The organism is Rhodococcus sp. 14-2483-1-1, assembly GCF_002259335.1.
In the GTDB taxonomy this organism is placed as follows: Bacteria; Actinomycetota; Actinomycetes; order Mycobacteriales; family Mycobacteriaceae; genus Rhodococcoides.
This window is the reverse complement of the sequence record NZ_NPFX01000022.1, coordinates 401,247-417,175: the sequence shown is the minus strand read 5'-3', so window position 1 is coordinate 417,175 and position 15,929 is coordinate 401,247. Positions and strand designations below refer to the sequence as shown.

The window sequence follows — 15,929 nt, the reverse complement described above, 5'->3', positions numbered from 1 at the left end:
GCTATCGAACAACAGTTCGTAAGCGGAAGGTGTGGTGGCGTGCGGGTGATGGGTGTCGACCCCGGTCTCACCAGGTGTGGGCTCAGTTTGATCGAGGGTGGTGTGGGTCGATCGGTGGTTGCTCTCGACGTGGATGTGGTGCGCACGCCCGCGGACATGGATCTTGCGCAGCGGTTGCTGCGCATCTCCGAGGCAGCAGAATATTGGCTCGATACCCACAAGCCCTCGGTGGTGGCCATCGAGCGGGTGTTCGCGCAGCACAACGTCCGCACCGCCATGGGAACCGCGCAAGCCGGCGGAGTGATCGCGCTGGCGGCGGCCCGGCGGGGCGTCGATGTCTGCTTCCATACCCCCAGTGAAGTCAAGGCCGCGGTCACCGGCAACGGTTCGGCCGACAAGGCCCAGGTCACTGCGATGGTCATGCGCATTCTCGGTCTGCAGACTGCCCCGACCCCGGCGGATGCCGCCGACGCACTTGCGCTGGGCATCTGTCATTGCTGGAGAGCTCCGATGATCGCTCGGATGGCGAAAGCGGAAGCCATGGCGGCAGAACAGAAGCGCAAGTACGACGCGCGCCTGGCCGAGGAGCGTAAGGCTCGCGCTGTCGTTGCACGCAGGATCGAGAAGATGGCCAAGAAAGAGGCGGGCGCACGATGATCGCATCGATCAGAGGCTCGGTGATCGACATTGCGCTCGATCACGCCGTGCTCGAGGCTGCCGGCGTCGGCTACCGCATCAGCGCCACTCCGGCGACGCTGGCCACGCTGCACCGCGGGAGCGAATCGACGCTCCTGACAACCATGATCGTGCGCGAGGACTCGCAGACGCTGTACGGGTTTCCGGACAAGGAGTCACGCGAGCTGTTCGAGTTGCTTCTCACCGTGTCCGGCGTCGGACCGCGGATCGCAATGGCCACGCTGGCCGTGCACGAACCGGACGCGCTGCGAACGGCGTTGGCGGACAGTGACATCGGAGCACTGACGAGGGTTCCCGGAATCGGCAAACGTGGCGCGGAGAGAATGGTCGTCGAGTTGCGCGACAAGGTGGACGCAGTGGTCGGCCGCGCTGGTAATTCGGTTCTGCCGGGATCCGGTGCCGGAAATTCGGTGCGTGACCAGATAGTCGAGGCGCTGATCGGGCTCGGATTCCCGGCGAAGCAGGCCGAGGAGTCCACCGACGCGGTACTCGCCCAGCAGCCGGAGGCCACGACGTCGATTGCGCTGAGGTCGGCCCTGGCGTACCTCGGAAAGTCCAGGTAGGCCGGCGTGGACGAGGACGACCAGGTCGCCGAATCACAGGTGGGCGCGGACGCCATGTCCGACGACCTGGATGTCGAGACGAGCCTGCGTCCGAAGAACCTCACCGATTTCATCGGTCAGCCTCGGGTACGTGAGCAGCTTCAGCTCGTACTGTCCGGTGCCAAGATGCGCGGCGGCACTCCCGATCACATCCTGATGTCCGGGCCTCCGGGGCTCGGCAAGACCAGTATGGCGATGATCATCGCCGCCGAGTTGGGAACCTCGCTGCGGCTCACGTCCGGGCCGGCGCTCGAGCGCGCTGGTGACCTGGCAGCGATGCTCAGCAACCTGGTCGAGGGAGACGTGCTGTTCATCGACGAGATCCATCGCATCGCCCGTCCGGCCGAGGAGATGCTGTATCTGGCGATGGAGGACTTCCGCGTCGACGTCATCGTCGGTAAGGGGCCGGGTGCGACGTCGATACCGCTCGAGGTGGCTCCGTTCACGCTTGTCGGTGCGACCACCAGGTCGGGTGCTCTCACCGGGCCGCTGCGTGACCGATTCGGATTCGTGGCGCACATGGATTTCTACGAGCCGAGCGAGCTCGAGCGCATCCTCATGCGGTCGGCCGGAATACTCGGGGTGCCGATCGACCGAGACGGCTGCGCCGAGATCGCCGGCCGTTCGCGTGGCACTCCACGTATCGCGAACCGATTGCTCCGGCGAGTGCGCGACTACGCGGATGTGCGGGGCGATGGCACCGTCACCCGGGAGACGGCCAAAGCGGCTCTGGTGGTGTACGACGTCGACAAGCTCGGCCTCGACCGACTCGACCGTGCCGTCCTCAGTGCACTCATCCGGAGCTTCGGAGGGGGACCGGTCGGCGTATCGACGCTGGCGGTCGCCGTCGGGGAGGAACCCTCGACGGTCGAGGAAGTGTGCGAACCCTTCCTGGTGCGCGCAGGCATGATCGCCCGCACACCACGAGGACGCGTTGCCACTGCCACCGCGTGGCAACATCTCGGTCTGACCCCGCCGCCGGACCTCGCGGTAGGGGGAATTTCGGTCCGATCCTCGGAGGCTGCGCAGGGATTATTCGACTGAATCGGGCAGAACACGAGACGAACGGACCGGATCGGTTCCCGGTGATGGCACACTGGGTAGCTGCGAGGCCCACACCCACGGCGTTCTCGCACGAGACAATGACGATTTTCGACCCGAACTTCGAGGACTGACCTTCCGATGGATTTGCTGTTTCCGCTGCTGATCGTGGCCCTTCTGGTACCGCTGTTTCTCAATGCGCGTCGACAGAAGAAGGTGCTGGCCAAAACCACGGAGATGCAGGACTCGCTCAAGGTCGGTGACGAGGTCGTCACCACGGCAGGCCTGTACGCCCGCGTGGTTCTGGTCGAGGACGACACGATCGACCTCGAGATCGCGGACGGCGTCATCACCACCTGGTCTCGCGCCGTAGTACGCGAGGTGCTGCCCGACGGCTCCGAATTCGACGACACCGAGTTCGAGACCACCACCGACGCCGACATCGCGGCCCTCGACTCGAGCACCAGCGCAGGGCCGTCGTTGCACAAGACCGACGTCAGCGGGCCCGACGAGACCGTGGAACAGACGGCGAAGCGGCTCGAAAAAGAGTGAGCAGCCGTTGATCCGAACCGCTGTCGGAGACTTCGATCCGGCAGCGGTTTCGTCTGCGGTGACCGATGTGGTGCACAATCGCAGCGCTCGCCGCTGACATATCGGGCCGACAGTCCCCGCAGGAACCGACACTTTCCATCGCCTTAGAGGAGAAACACTCACCGTGGCACCTACCAGCGGACCGGTGCGTCCCGCCCGCTATCTCGCCGTTTTTGCGGTGCTGATAGCAGCGGTGTATGCCCTGGTCTTCTTCACCGGAGACAAAGACCCCTCGCCGAAGCTGGGAATCGACCTGCAGGGCGGCACGCGCGTGACACTCACCGCGCGAACCCCCGACGGCAATGCGCCGACGCAGGACAGCCTGAAGCAGGCGCAGCAGATCATCGAGACTCGCGTCAACGGTCTCGGTGTCACGGGCTCCGAGGTGGTCGTCGACGGAGACAACCTCGTCATCACGGTGCCCGGTGACGACAGTTCTCAGGCGCGCACTCTGGGCCAGACCGCACGACTGTTCATCCGACCCGTGGTGGGATCGGTTGCCCCGTCGGCGGGCGAGGGTGCAGGGTCGCAGCAAACGCCGGCCGACCCCGCCGCGCCGGTCGATCCGGCCGCTCCTGCTGCAGATCCCGCCGCACCGGCCGCTCCTCAGAGTCGGGTCTTCCCGGCGCAGGATCCGTCTGCGGTGGATCCGACGCCCGCTCCCGCGACCGATGCACCCGCGACCGATGCACCCGCGACCGATGCACCCGCTACCGACGATCCCGCCGCGGATGCGTCGCTGTCGGACGCCGATCGTGCTGCCCAGGAGATCGCCGACGCCAAGACGCTGCGGCAGAGCGAGGATCAGCAGATTCAGCAGTTGGCGATGCAGTCCCTCGACTGCAACGCGGCCGACCCCCTCGCTGGCAACGACGATCCGGCTCTTCCCCTCGTTGCGTGCTCGACCGACGGGACGGCCGTCTACCTGCTCGGCCCGACGATCATCGACGGGCAGCAGATCGCCGACGCAACCTCCGGATTCGACAGCCAACAGGCCCAGTTCCAGGTGAGCCTGACGTTCGACTCGGACGGTTCCAACACGTGGGCTCAGTTCACCGCCGCCAACCTGCAGAAGCAGGCCGCATTCGTGCTCGACTCGAAGGTGATCAGTGCGCCGGTGATTCAGGGTGCCACCCCGGCGGGCAGCGCCACCTCGATCACTGGAAACTTCAACGCCCAGAGTGCCTCGGAGCTGGCCAACACCCTCAAGTACGGCTCTCTACCGCTGTCCTTCGTATCCTCCGAAGCCGAAACTGTCTCGGCCACACTGGGATTGGCTTCGCTGGAAGCCGGCCTCATCGCCGGAGCCATCGGACTGGCGCTCGTGCTGGTCTACTGCCTGCTCTATTACCGCGCCCTGGGTCTGCTCACGGCGCTGTCGTTGGCGTTGGCGGGTCTCGTCGTCTACGGAATCATCGTTCTGTTGGGCAGGTGGATCAGCTTCACCCTGGACCTCGCAGGAATTGCCGGACTCATCATCGGCATCGGTATGACCGCGGACTCCTTCGTGGTGTTCTTCGAGCGCATCAAGGACGAAATTCGTGAGGGTCGCAGTTTCCGGTCGGCGGTACCACGCGGTTGGGCACGCGCACGCAAAACCATCCTGTCCGGCAACGCGGTCAGCTTCATCGCGGCCGCGGTGCTGTACGTACTCGCTGTGGGGCAGGTCCGCGGCTTCGCCTTCACCCTCGGTCTGACGACGATCCTCGACATCATCGTCGTGGTGCTGGTGACCTGGCCACTGGTGTACCTGGCGTCGAAGTCGAAATTCTGGTCCAAGCCGTCCGTCAACGGTCTCGGTGCCGTCCAGCAGATCGCGCTCGAACGCAAGCGTGCTGCCAACAAGGCGCTCGCCGTCAAGACCGGCACCACGCCGTCGAAGGAGGCATGACATGTCGGATACGACCACGTCGACCCCATCGCCCCTCGACGACTCGAGTGTCGATCAGTCCACCCAGCCCAAGCACAGCTGGCTGTCCAGGCTCTACACCGGAACCGGTGCCTTCGACATCGTCGGTCGTCGCCGCTTCTACTACATCCTCACCGCTGTCATCGTGTTGGTGTGCCTGCTGAGCTTCCTCGTGCGCGGATTCACGCTGGGCATCGATTTCGAGGGCGGGACTCGGATTGCCCTGCCGGCCGCCGACAACATCTCCACCGAGCAGGTCGAAACCGTGTACAACGACTCGCTGGGTATGCCCCCGGTGTCGGTGCAGACGGTCGGCTCGGGCGCGGCAGCAACGGTGCAGATTCGCTCCGAGGCTCTCGACCCCGGTGAAGTGGACAGCTTGCGTCAGGCGTTGTTCCAGGCTTTCGAGCCGCAGGACAACAGCGGCACCGCTACTCCCAATGCGATCAGTGTGTCCGACGTCAGTGAGACCTGGGGTGGCCAGATCACCCAGAAGGCGTTGATCGCGCTCGCGGTGTTCCTGGTCATCGTCAGCATCTACATCGCTGTCCGATACGAACGGGATATGGCGTTCGCCGCTCTGGCTGCTCTGGGATTCGACCTCGTCGTCACGGCAGGCGTGTACTCGATCGTCGGGTTCGAGGTGACTCCTGCGACGGTCATCGGACTGCTGACGATCCTCGGTTTCTCGTTGTACGACTCGGTGGTGGTGTTCGACAAGGTCGAGGAGAACACCCGCGGGATCTTGAACCTGCACCGCAAGACGTACGCAGAGCAGGCCAACCTCGCTGTCAACCAGACCCTGATGCGCTCGATCAACACGACCGTCATCGGCGTTCTGCCGGTGATCGCGCTCATGATCGTCGCCGTCTGGCTGCTCGGGGTCGGCACACTCAAGGACCTGGCGCTGGTGCAGCTCGTCGGCATGATCGTCGGTGCCTACTCGTCCATCTTCTTCGCTACTCCGCTGCTGGTGACGCTCAAGGAGAAGTGGGGCCCGGTTGCTGCCCACACACGCAAGGTCCACTCCAAGCGGGCCGATGCCGCTGCCCGCGCGGCCGGTCTCGCTCCCGAACCGGTGGCCGTCGGAGTGTCCACCACCAAGGCGTCCACTCCGCAGCCGGGTAACCGGCCCACCGGAAAGCGAAACAAGAAGCGACGGTAGATATCCACCCTCGACTGGGACGGAGAGTGCACGTGAAACGCAGGTGGAGCGCGGCACTGGTGGCGGCCGGTGTCGCTGCGGTGTCCATCACCGCGTGTTCGTCGCCCGAGGACAAGGTTCCCTCGATCGGCTACTCGTTCGACAACGTCGTCGACACGTACAACGCCAGAACGGTCGACGGCGCGGCGTCGGGAGCTCGGCAGGCGTTCACCCGGGTTCAGGTGGGCTTCAGCTACCTCGGTCCCGAGGGGGATGCGTTGTCGGACAACGATATCGGGACCACGGAAGTGGTTCCCGGTGACACGTTGACCGTGCAGTACTCCATTGCCCCAGCGGCGAAGTACTCCGACGGTGCACCGATGGCCTGCGATGACCTCGTGTTGGCCTGGGCTGCGAACAGCGGCCGATTCGCCACCGACGGTCCCATGTTCGACGCGGCGTCGTCGGCCGGGTACTCGGACATCCAACGCATCGACTGTGTCCCCGGGGCCAAGGAGGCCACGGTCGTGTTCGCTCCAGGGCGCAGTTACCAGAACTGGCGCGCCCTGTTCGGTGCCACCGATCTGTTGCCTGCGCACGTTGCGGCCCGGGCGGCAGGAGTGCCGAACGTCGTCGATCCCATCCTGGCCGGCGACAACGATGTGGTGGGCCGCATCGCCGAATTCTGGAATACCGGGTGGACACTGACGCCGGGCGCGATCGACACCTCGTTGCTGCCCTCGGCCGGGCCGTACCGCGTCGAGTCGTACACCGCCGACGGAGGTCTTGTTCTCGTCGCGAACGAGGCTTGGTGGGGAATTCCGCCCGAAACCGAGCAGGTAGTCGTCTGGCCCAAGGGCACCGACGTGGCTGCCAAGGTGGCGGACGGCTCGCTCGACGTGCTCGACCACGGTGCGGGCGCCGTCGATCTCGGCACGACCGAGGGATTCGCGACCAGCGAGGAGCCGTCACGAGGCCTCGAACAGCTGACCTTCGCCACACAAGGGGTACTGGCCGACGCGAGCGCGCGACGAGCGGTCGCCGCGTGCATCCCGAGATCGGATCTGTTCGACACGCTCGGGCATCCGGGATCGGACGCTCCAGCGGCCGGGCTCGGCTCGGGAATCGTCGATGCTCGACTGGTGCAACTGGACACCCTCGAGTATCCGGCGGTCGCAACCGTCGTCGGCGATCGGTATCGGCGCTCGGACCTGGATCAGGCGGGCAAGGAACTTGCTGCGGCAGGCGAGAGTGCCCTCACCGTTCGCGTCGGCTACCGGGGACCGGATGCTCGTCGCGCACAGGAAGTCGGCCGCATGGCTGCCGATTGCGCTGCTGCCGGCATCACCGTCGTCGATGCGAGCTCGCCGGAGTTCACGCCGTCCGCCCTGCGCGGCGGTGCCGTCGACGCGGTGCTGGGCAGCAGTGGTTCTCTGCCCGGGCCATCGGGGTCGGCAGGTGGAGCTGTCGCACGGTATTCGCTCAGGACGGGAATCGGACTGAACGTCGGCGGCTACAGCAACGGCAGGATCGATTCCATCGTCGATCAGCTGGCGGTGACCGATGACCCCGAGCGAGTGCTGGCTCTCGCCACGGAGGGCGAGAACATCCTGTGGAACGACATGCCGTCGCTTCCCCTGTACAACGAGCCGCGCACCACCGTCGTCAGCGACGGAATGCAGGATGTGGTGCCCAACCCGACGGCCGCTGGTGCCGGATGGAACATGGATCGGTGGGTTCTTCTTCGATGAACGACGCAGGTGATCGGGCAGACGCAGTCGCTGCCGTGGCTCGGCTGACGCGGTGGGTCGACGACTTCCCCGTTCCCGGAGTGCGTTTCGGCGATCTGACTCCGGTGTTCGCAGACGGCAGCGCCTTGCGCAGCGTCGTGTCGGAGTTGGCGCAGGGCCACCACGATGTCGATCTGGTTGCGGGAATCGACGCGCGTGGCTTTCTGCTGGGTGCCGGTGTGGCCCTGGAGCTGGGCTGCGGTGTGCTGGCAGTGCGCAAGGCGGGCAAGCTGCCACCTCCGGTGCATTCGCGGGCCTACGACCTCGAATACGGGACCGCCGAGTTGCAGATCCCGACGGCGATCGAGCTGGCTGGACGGCGGGTGTTGGTGATCGACGATGTACTGGCGACGGGCGGTACCGTCGACGCGACCGCACGGTTGTTGGCCGATCAGGGTGCGGTGATAGTCGGTGCCGCCGTCGTTCTCGAGATCACGGCCCTGGGAGGGCGTGAGAGGTGCAGTGACTACCCGCTCGCCTGCCTGGTTCGAGTATGAGGACTAAAGTCTCTACATAATGCGTTCTCCGGATGCGTCCGGCGACAGCGTGGAGCGCGTGGCAGGAGGTGATGAGAGTGACCCGTTACATCGATCAGCCCTTGCCGGATGGGCCCGCCGTCCCCGAAAGGCCTGACGTTTCCGATCAGGCCGGAGTCGACGTCGTGACCGAGGGCGAGACCGGCTCCGGTGACACCGGTCCCGCAGTCGAGTCCCCGATGTCCCGTGATTCTGTTTCCCCCGATTCTGTGCCGAACGACGCGCAGGCTCCGTCCGGTACGCGCAATTCGGCACCGGTACCGACGTCGGCGTCGCGGCGGGTGCGGGCCCGTCTGGCGCGCCGCATCACCGCCGGACGCAGCGCCGCCGTCAAGCCGGTGCTCGAACCTCTCGTCAGCCTGCACCGCGAGCTCTACCCCAAGGCCGATCTCGCGTTGTTGCAGCGTGCCTACGACGTCGCGGACGAGTTGCATGCATCGCAGATGCGTAAGTCCGGCGATCCCTACATCACTCATCCGCTCGCCGTGGCGAACATCCTGGCCGAGCTGGGAATGGACACCACGACGCTGGTAGCGGCGTTGCTGCACGACACGGTCGAGGACACCGGGTATTCGCTCGCCAAGTTGACCGAGGAATTCGGCGAGGAGGTATCCCATCTGGTCGACGGGGTGACCAAACTCGACAAGGTGGTTCTCGGAACCGCGGCCGAAGGCGAGACCATCCGCAAGATGATCATCGCGATGGCGCGAGATCCGCGGGTGCTCGTCATCAAGGTGGCAGACCGACTGCACAACATGCGCACCATGCGTTTCCTGCCGCCGGAGAAGCAGGCCCGCAAGGCGAAAGAAACGCTGGAAGTCATTGCGCCGCTTGCGCATCGGCTCGGAATGGCAACGGTCAAGTGGGAGCTCGAGGACCTGGCGTTCGCCATCCTGCACCCCAAGAAGTACGACGAGATAGTTCGTCTCGTTGCCGATAGAGCACCATCACGCGACACGTACCTCGAGAAGGTGCGGGCCGAGATCAACGCGACACTGGCGGCGTCGAGAATCAGCGCCGTGGTCGAGGGGCGGCCGAAGCACTACTGGTCGATCTACCAGAAGATGATCGTCAAGGGCCGCGACTTCGACGACATCCATGACCTCGTGGGTGTACGGATCCTGTGCGACGAGATCCGCGACTGCTACGCCGCCGTGGGCGTCGTGCACTCGCTGTGGCAGCCGATGGCGGGCCGCTTCAAGGACTACATCGCTCAACCGCGCTACGGCGTCTACCAGTCTTTGCACACCACGGTGATCGGACCCGAGGGCAAGCCTCTCGAGGTACAGATCCGCACGCGGGACATGCACCGGACGGCAGAGTTCGGAATTGCTGCGCACTGGCGGTACAAGGAGACCAAGGGCAAGCACTCTCAGGACAACGCCGAGGTCGACGACATGGCGTGGATGCGCCAACTGCTCGACTGGCAACGTGAAGCGGCCGATCCCGGAGAGTTTCTCGAGTCGCTGCGGTACGACCTCGCGGTCAAGGAGATCTTCGTCTTCACGCCCAAGGGCGACGTCGTCACCTTGCCCGCCGGTTCGTGTCCGGTCGACTTCGCCTACGCGGTACACACCGAGGTGGGCCATCGCTGTATCGGCGCACGCGTCAATGGTCGACTTGTCGCACTCGAGCGCACCCTGGACAACGGTGAAGTGGTCGAGGTGTTCACCTCCAAGGCCGCCACCGCCGGACCGAGCCGGGACTGGCAGGGATTCGTGGCATCGCCGCGAGCGAAGACCAAGATTCGTCAGTGGTTCGCCAAGGAGCGCCGCGAGGAAGCACTCGAGGCCGGCAAGGACGCCATCGCGAAGGAGGTGCGCCGAGGCGGACTACCGTTGCAGCGGTTGATGAATGCCGAATCGATGTCGGCCATCGCGCACGAACTGCGGTACGTCGATGTCTCGGCGCTCTACACCGCGGTCGGCGAGAATCACGTGTCCGCTCGCCACGTGGTGCAGCGTTTGGTCGCTCATCTCGGCGGTGTCGGCGATGTCGAGGAAGAACTCGCCGAGCGGTCGACTCCGTCGACAATTCCTACCCGTCCTCGCCAGGTCGGCGATGCCGGGGTGTTGGTCACCGGTGCGGACGGCGTCGTCGCGAAACTCGCGAAGTGCTGTACTCCCGTGCCAGGAGACGAGATCCTCGGATTCGTCACCCGCGGCGGTTCGGTCAGCGTGCATCGCACCGACTGCACCAACGCTCGCTCACTCGAGGAGCAGTCCGAGCGGTTCATCGAGGTTCAGTGGGCACCGTCGGCGTCCTCGGTGTTCCTGGTGGCCATCCAGATCGAGGCACTCGACCGCCACCGACTGCTTTCCGATGTGACCAAGGCGCTGGCCGACGAGAAGGTCAACATCCTCTCGGCATCCGTCGCCACGTCGGGAGACAGGGTTGCGATCAGCAAATTCACGTTCGAGATGGGTGATCCCAAGCATCTTGGTCACGTGCTGAACGTGGTCCGCAATGTCGAGGGCGTCTACGACGTCTACCGGCTGACATCGGCCGCCTGAGCGGTCCCGACAACGACGAGAGGGTGAGCAGAGATTCTCTGCTCACCCTCTCGTATTTCGAATCTGTCTACACCGTTGCCGATTCCAGGATCACCGGGTTCGCAGGCGCGCCGTCCTCGGAGCCTCCGGTCACCCCTCCCGCTGCGATGGCGTCGAGGGTGGCCAGTCCGCTCTCGGAGATGGTGCCGAACACCGTGTACTGCGGCGGCAGCACAGAATCGGCGTACACCAGGAAGAACTGGCTGCCGTTGGTGTCGGGGCCGGCATTGGCCATCGCGAGCGTCCCGCGGGGGTAGACCACCGGATTCTCGGCCTGTGCGGGATCGCCGGTGTATGTCGTCGTGGGGTACTCGTTGGCGAAGCTGTATCCGGGTCCGCCTCGACCGGATCCGGACGGATCGCCGCACTGGAGCACCTCGAGGCCCGGTGACGTGGTCAACCGGTGGCAGGGAGAGCCGTCGAAGTATCCCTGCTGGACGAGGCTGACGACGCTGTTGACCGTGCACGGTGCCTGCGTCCGGTCCAGCGTGATGTCGATCGGCCCCTGGCTGGTGGCCAGTGCGACGTCGACGGTTCCGTACACGTCGACATTGTCGACGGGAGGTGGATCGACCTCCTTCGCGGCCGGCGTCTCAGCCGGATAGGCGCAGGACACAGTGTCGGTCGTCGGCTGTGGCACGGCTGGCAGCGCACCGAACCGAGACAGGTCCAACGCCGGCCGCTGTGTTGTCGTTGCCGCCGGAGCGGACGACGTCGTCGACGAGGTTGCTGCAGCAGGCTGGGCAGCGGGTTCGGCCGAACTGGAGCAGCCGGCCAGCACCAGAGCGGTAGCCGAGAGCCCGGTCAGAAGGACAGAGGTGCGGTTCACAGGTCGCTCAGCATGTTCGTGATGTCGACCGGCTCGGCGGGTGCTCCGTCGGATGCGCCGCCCTGCACTCCCTTGGCCGCGATGGCGTCGAGCGTGGCGAGGCCGGTCTCGTCGATCGTGCCGAACGCGGTGTAGGCAGGCGGCAGTTCCGAATCTCCGTAGACCAGGAAGAACTGGCTGCCGTTGGTTCCCGGACCTGCGTTGGCCATCGCCAACGTGCCGCGCGGGTACGCGATCGGTGTCTGCGCAGCGGGGTCGCCCTCGGCGAACGTGTCGGTGGGGAATTCGTCGGCGAACTGGTAGCCCGGTCCACCGCTTCCGGTGCCCGTGGGATCGCCGCATTGCAGCACCTGAAGACCGGCACCGGTGGTGAGTCGATGACAGGTGGTGCCGTCGAAGTAGCCCTGGTTGGCGAGCGAGACGAAACTGTTCACCGTGCACGGCGACTCGGGGTTGTTCAGAGTCAAACCGATATTGCCCTGGTTCGTGGTCATGCTGTAGCTCAGCGGCTCGTCGCTGGTGGGGACGTTGTCGGTGCGCGGGGGAGTGTTCTCCTTGGCTGCAGGCTGTGCCGCAGCGGGATAGGAGCAGTTCACCGTCTCGGGCAAGGGCTCGGAACGTCCCGCCGCGATGAGGGAGTCGGCGGGTGCGGACGTCGTCGATTCCTGGGCGGTACTCGCATCGTCGTCACCGCGGGTCACCACGTACACGACCGAGACGACGGCCACGACTGCGACGACACCGAGAATGGAACCTGCAATCGTCAATTGCTTACGACGCCGTGCGCGCTCCGCACGGCGTACGAGTTGGCGTTCGAGCTTTCGTTTGGCAGCCTCGCGCCGTTGCTCGTTGCTGGGCAATTCGTGTTCCTCCCGCTTGTCCGAAAATCGACCTTGCCCGCTCGCTGCACGGACCGATCGTGTGGTAACAGGCCGAAATCGGCCAACGCGAGTGTGCCATCAATGCCTGAGAGCATGCTGGGGGGACCCGATCCGAACGGCCCCACTAAGCTTGTTCGGTACTTCGGCCTCAGCCTTTAGGAGCGATTGGTTTGCTCGTCACCGGATTCCCCGCAGGCATGTTTCAGACGAATTGTTACATCCTGGCCCAGGACGACGCGTCCGAGTGCGTCGTCGTCGATCCCGGCCAGGACGCCGCCGATCCGCTGATCGATTTTCTGACGCGATCCTCGCTCACTCCCACCGCTGTGCTGCTCACGCACGGCCACCTCGACCACACGTGGTCGGTCGAGCCGATCTGCGAAAAGTACGGCATTGCTGCGTACATCGCACCCGAAGACCGATACATGCTGTCGGACCCGATCAAGGGAACGGGTCCAGCGTTGGCTGCCGTGCTGGGTGACATCGAGTTCCGCGAACCGGCCGAGGTGATCGAACTCGCCGACGGCGAGCAGCTCGATCTCGCCGGAATCGAGTTCTCGGTGGTGCACACGCCCGGGCACACCCAGGGTTCGGTGGTGTTTCTCGCTCGGGCCGACGGGCCGGACGGTGCGGTCCCGCTGGCGCTGACCGGAGACACCCTCTTCGCGGGGTCGATCGGTAGGACGGATCTACCCGGCGGTGACCACGACCAGCTACTGCGGTCCATCGCGACCCGGTTGCTGCCGCTCGGTGACGACACCGTGGTACTGCCCGGACACGGCGGCCAGAGTTCGATCGGCCAGGAACGTGCGTCCAATCCGTTCCTCGTTGGACTCGGCGACCCCGAGCAAGGGAAGCTGTGAGCGTGAGCAAGCCGACCACCTTTTCTGCGCCCAAGGGCATTCCCGACTACTTTCCCCCCAACTCGGCCGAGTTCGTCGCCGTGCGAGAGGGGCTGCTCGACGCCGCCCGCAATGCCGGCTACGGACACATCGAACTGCCGATCTTCGAGGACACCGGGCTGTTCGCCCGTGGGGTCGGGGAGTCGACCGATGTGGTCAGCAAGGAGATGTACACGTTCGCCGATCGCGGAGATCGGTCGGTGACGCTGCGTCCCGAGGGCACCGCGGGGGTCATGCGTGCGGTGATCGAGCACGGATTGGATCGGGGCGCGCTTCCGGTGAAGTTGGCCTACGCCGGGCCGTTCTTCCGTTACGAGCGCCCGCAGGCCGGGCGGTACCGGCAGCTGCAACAGGTTGGTGTCGAAGCGATCGGCATCGACGACCCAGCGCTGGACGCCGAGGTCATCGCCGTGGCCGACGCCGGTTTTCGCGCTCTCGGGCTTACCGGTTTCCGCCTGGAGATCACCTCGCTCGGTGACGACACCTGCCGCCCTCAGTATCGAGAGTTGTTGCAGCAGTTCCTCTTTGCGCTTCCTTTGGACGAGGACACGCGTCGGCGCGCCGAGATCAACCCGCTGCGGGTGCTCGACGACAAGCGGCCGGAGGTGCGCGAGATGACCGCGGACGCGCCGTTGATGCTCGATCACCTCTCCGATTCGGCCAAAGAACACTTCGACGAGGTGCTGGCGTATCTGGACGTGATGAACGTCCCTTATCTGGTGAACCCGCGGATGGTGCGCGGCCTGGACTACTACACCAAGACCACGTTCGAGTTCGTGCACGACGGGCTGGGGGCGCAATCGGGCATCGGCGGCGGCGGCCGCTACGACGGGCTGATGGAACAGCTGGGCGGGCAAGCGTTGTCGGGTATCGGATTCGGGCTCGGCGTCGACCGCACCGTCCTCGCCCTGGCCGCCGAGGGAAAGACTGCGGGGGCCACGTCTCGGTGTCAGGTGTTCGGCATCCCGATGGGTGCCGCAGCCAAACTGGCGATCGTCGATATCGCCGCGCAGCTACGCGAACGGGGTATCGCAGTGGACATGGCGTACGGAAATCGCGGCATCAAAGGAGCGATGAAGGCAGCCGATCGATCGGGTGCCCGATACGCGCTGGTGCTGGGCGATCAAGAACTGTCAGCGGAATCGGTTGTGGTGAAAGACCTCTCGAACGGGGAGCAGGACACTGTCGCGTTGGCCGACGTGGTCGACGCCCTCGGGGTCCGCCTTGGCCGATAACCCTCGGCCCGCTTCCGGGCCGGTAGCCTTGGACCTGGTCTCGGTGGAGTTCCTGGCACCGCGCCTGCGGAAAATCATTGTCGGGTCGGCTGCGATCGGGATCGTTCTCGCCGTCGTCCTGGCGCTGTTCGTGCCGGTGTGGGTTGCCGTTCTCGTCGGGGTGGTCATCGGTGGCCCCGCAGTATTGTCGGGCTGGCTGGGCCTGCGTCGGCGGGTGTGGCTCGATGGTCCGCAACTCTGCGCGCGAGGGTTGCGCACTCGCCGGCTGAGGATGCCGGAGGTGGTGACGGCCGAGCTGACGATTCGCACGGCTGGGATCGATCAGATCTCGTTGCGGCTCTACGACGGTCGCACTCGCGTAGTCCTACCACTGGCGCTGTACACCAACGGTGGGGGTCGTGAACTGCCGATCCTCGCCCTACGCACCCTCGCCGATTCGCTGTGGACCACCGAGCTCGTCCCCGCCGCGGCCATCGCGTCGGTCCTGGTGGACCAGCTACGGGCCGAGGCACGTGACGCCGGACTGGACGAACGGCCCCTGTACCGAGCGATCGAACTGGTTCGCAGCAAGGGCCGCACTCCGCATGCGACGCTGACCGACCGTGAGGTCGCCCAGCTGCTCCGATGAGCGAGCAGGTATCAGGTCACCAGGAACGCGTCGAGGACCACGGCCTCGGCCGATCGTGAGCCGGAAGTGACGACCAGCGCACGGTTGAGGTACGTGAACTTCGGAACAGCCGTCGACACTCGCAACGTGCCACGGAAGTAGTAGGTAGCGGGATCGACCTCCCGGTCGGGATCGTCGAGCGCATCGATGACCTCGGCCGGGCCGAACTGAACCCCGCGATAGTCGAGCGAAAGATAACCGCCGGTTGCCAATTCGAGGACGAGATCACTGCTGAACTCGGTGCATCCGTCGGGTCGGGTGACGCTGACGACTGTCGATCGAGCAGCCAGAGTGCCCTCGATGTCCGGGCCGGGGGCGGCCCCGCCGAGGACGGTGGTGACGACTCGGTCGCCTTCGGGCACCGGACCGATCTCGATGGCCGGTCCCAGTGTGAGTCCCAGGCGCAGAATGGGTTCGAGGGTCGGTGTGTTCGGGGCGGTCACGTGCGGTGCACTCCTAGGATCGACTTGAGGCCCTACGCTATCGCTTACCGGCCGCCGGATCCGAGCGGGGATGCGGGGGAACGATACCGACCTTGACACCACATAGAACAA

15 protein-coding genes are annotated in these 15,929 nt (G+C 65.4%); 12 read left to right on the top strand and 3 right to left on the bottom strand.

Features of this window, described 5'->3' with window-relative positions; all coding sequences use genetic code 11:
- The first annotated feature begins 39 nt into the window (after window positions 1-39).
- From ruvC to CH294_RS22770, 9 genes are all read left to right on the top strand, one after another.
- A complete protein-coding gene (gene ruvC, locus CH294_RS22810) occupies window positions 40-657 on the top strand; it encodes a crossover junction endodeoxyribonuclease RuvC (RefSeq protein ID WP_032403327.1) in 618 nt (205 codons plus the stop codon).
- Window positions 654-1,259 carry a Holliday junction branch migration protein RuvA gene (gene ruvA / locus CH294_RS22805; RefSeq protein WP_032377775.1) on the top strand — a complete coding sequence of 202 codons (606 nt, stop codon included), beginning with the start codon at window positions 654-656 and terminating at the stop codon, window positions 1,257-1,259. Before ruvC ends, ruvA begins: the two co-directional genes overlap by 4 nt.
- 54 nt (window positions 1,260-1,313) lie before the next feature.
- On the top strand, window positions 1,314-2,342 hold the full coding sequence (gene ruvB / locus CH294_RS22800) for a Holliday junction branch migration DNA helicase RuvB (RefSeq protein WP_057478785.1): 1,029 nt from the start codon (window positions 1,314-1,316) through the stop codon (window positions 2,340-2,342).
- Window positions 2,343-2,480: 138 nt separating this feature from the next.
- Window positions 2,481-2,891, top strand: a complete 411-nt coding sequence (yajC, locus tag CH294_RS22795; protein WP_032403330.1) for a preprotein translocase subunit YajC — start codon at window positions 2,481-2,483, stop codon at window positions 2,889-2,891.
- A 163-nt stretch (window positions 2,892-3,054) separates the two neighbouring features.
- Window positions 3,055-4,821: a protein translocase subunit SecD gene (gene secD / locus CH294_RS22790; RefSeq protein WP_094739122.1), complete on the top strand. Its 1,767-nt coding sequence runs from the start codon at window positions 3,055-3,057 to the stop codon at window positions 4,819-4,821.
- Window position 4,822: 1 nt separating this feature from the next.
- Window positions 4,823-6,004, top strand: coding sequence for a protein translocase subunit SecF (secF, locus tag CH294_RS22785; RefSeq protein ID WP_032403331.1), 1,182 nt, complete (start codon window positions 4,823-4,825; stop codon window positions 6,002-6,004).
- Window positions 6,005-6,036: 32 nt separating this feature from the next.
- A complete protein-coding gene (locus CH294_RS22780; protein WP_230592488.1) occupies window positions 6,037-7,734 on the top strand; it encodes an ABC transporter substrate-binding protein in 1,698 nt (565 codons plus the stop codon).
- Window positions 7,731-8,270: an adenine phosphoribosyltransferase gene (locus CH294_RS22775; protein ID WP_032403333.1), complete on the top strand. Its 540-nt coding sequence runs from the start codon at window positions 7,731-7,733 to the stop codon at window positions 8,268-8,270. The genes CH294_RS22780 and CH294_RS22775 overlap by 4 nt, the downstream gene beginning before the upstream one ends.
- A 218-nt stretch (window positions 8,271-8,488) precedes the next feature.
- On the top strand, window positions 8,489-10,822 hold the full coding sequence (locus tag CH294_RS22770; protein WP_032403654.1) for a RelA/SpoT family protein: 2,334 nt from the start codon (window positions 8,489-8,491) through the stop codon (window positions 10,820-10,822).
- Between the two features lie 67 nt (window positions 10,823-10,889).
- Here CH294_RS22770 and CH294_RS22765 read toward each other — a convergent pair whose 3' ends face one another.
- Both CH294_RS22765 and CH294_RS22760 read right to left on the bottom strand, forming a co-directional pair.
- Complete coding sequence (locus CH294_RS22765) at window positions 10,890-11,690, bottom strand: peptidylprolyl isomerase (RefSeq protein ID WP_094739121.1); 801 nt, start codon at window positions 11,688-11,690, stop codon at window positions 10,890-10,892.
- Window positions 11,687-12,550, bottom strand: a complete 864-nt coding sequence (locus tag CH294_RS22760; protein ID WP_032377781.1) for a peptidylprolyl isomerase — start codon at window positions 12,548-12,550, stop codon at window positions 11,687-11,689. The genes CH294_RS22765 and CH294_RS22760 overlap by 4 nt, the downstream gene beginning before the upstream one ends.
- 191 nt (window positions 12,551-12,741) lie before the next feature.
- On the opposite strand from CH294_RS22760, the gene CH294_RS22755 reads away from it, so the two are divergent.
- From CH294_RS22755 to CH294_RS22745, 3 genes are read left to right on the top strand one after another with little or no spacing between them, the layout of a single operon-like run.
- Window positions 12,742-13,434, top strand: coding sequence for an MBL fold metallo-hydrolase (locus tag CH294_RS22755; RefSeq protein ID WP_032403334.1), 693 nt, complete (start codon window positions 12,742-12,744; stop codon window positions 13,432-13,434).
- Between the two features lie 2 nt (window positions 13,435-13,436).
- Entirely contained in the window at window positions 13,437-14,708 is a 1,272-nt protein-coding gene (gene hisS, locus CH294_RS22750) for a histidine--tRNA ligase (RefSeq protein WP_094705278.1), read from the top strand.
- Complete coding sequence (locus CH294_RS22745) at window positions 14,698-15,336, top strand: hypothetical protein (RefSeq protein WP_032403335.1); 639 nt, start codon at window positions 14,698-14,700, stop codon at window positions 15,334-15,336. Before hisS ends, CH294_RS22745 begins: the two co-directional genes overlap by 11 nt.
- A gap of 11 nt (window positions 15,337-15,347) precedes the next feature.
- On the opposite strand, the gene CH294_RS22740 is transcribed toward CH294_RS22745, so the two are convergent.
- Window positions 15,348-15,818, bottom strand: a complete 471-nt coding sequence (locus CH294_RS22740; RefSeq protein ID WP_032403336.1) for a DUF3237 domain-containing protein — start codon at window positions 15,816-15,818, stop codon at window positions 15,348-15,350.
- Window positions 15,819-15,929: the final 111 nt, after the last annotated feature.

Excerpts from the sequence above, each read along its gene's own strand:
- ruvA (WP_032377775.1), top strand. The coding sequence starts at position 654 with ATGATCGCATCGATCAGAGGCTCGGTGATCGACATTGCGCTCGATCAC.
- ruvB (WP_057478785.1), top strand. The coding sequence starts at position 1,314 with ATGTCCGACGACCTGGATGTCGAGACGAGCCTGCGTCCGAAGAACCTC.
- yajC (WP_032403330.1), top strand. The coding sequence starts at position 2,481 with ATGGATTTGCTGTTTCCGCTGCTGATCGTGGCCCTTCTGGTACCGCTG.
- secF (WP_032403331.1), top strand. The coding sequence starts at position 4,823 with ATGTCGGATACGACCACGTCGACCCCATCGCCCCTCGACGACTCGAGT.
- CH294_RS22775 (WP_032403333.1), top strand. The coding sequence starts at position 7,731 with ATGAACGACGCAGGTGATCGGGCAGACGCAGTCGCTGCCGTGGCTCGG.
- CH294_RS22770 (WP_032403654.1), top strand. The coding sequence starts at position 8,489 with ATGTCCCGTGATTCTGTTTCCCCCGATTCTGTGCCGAACGACGCGCAG.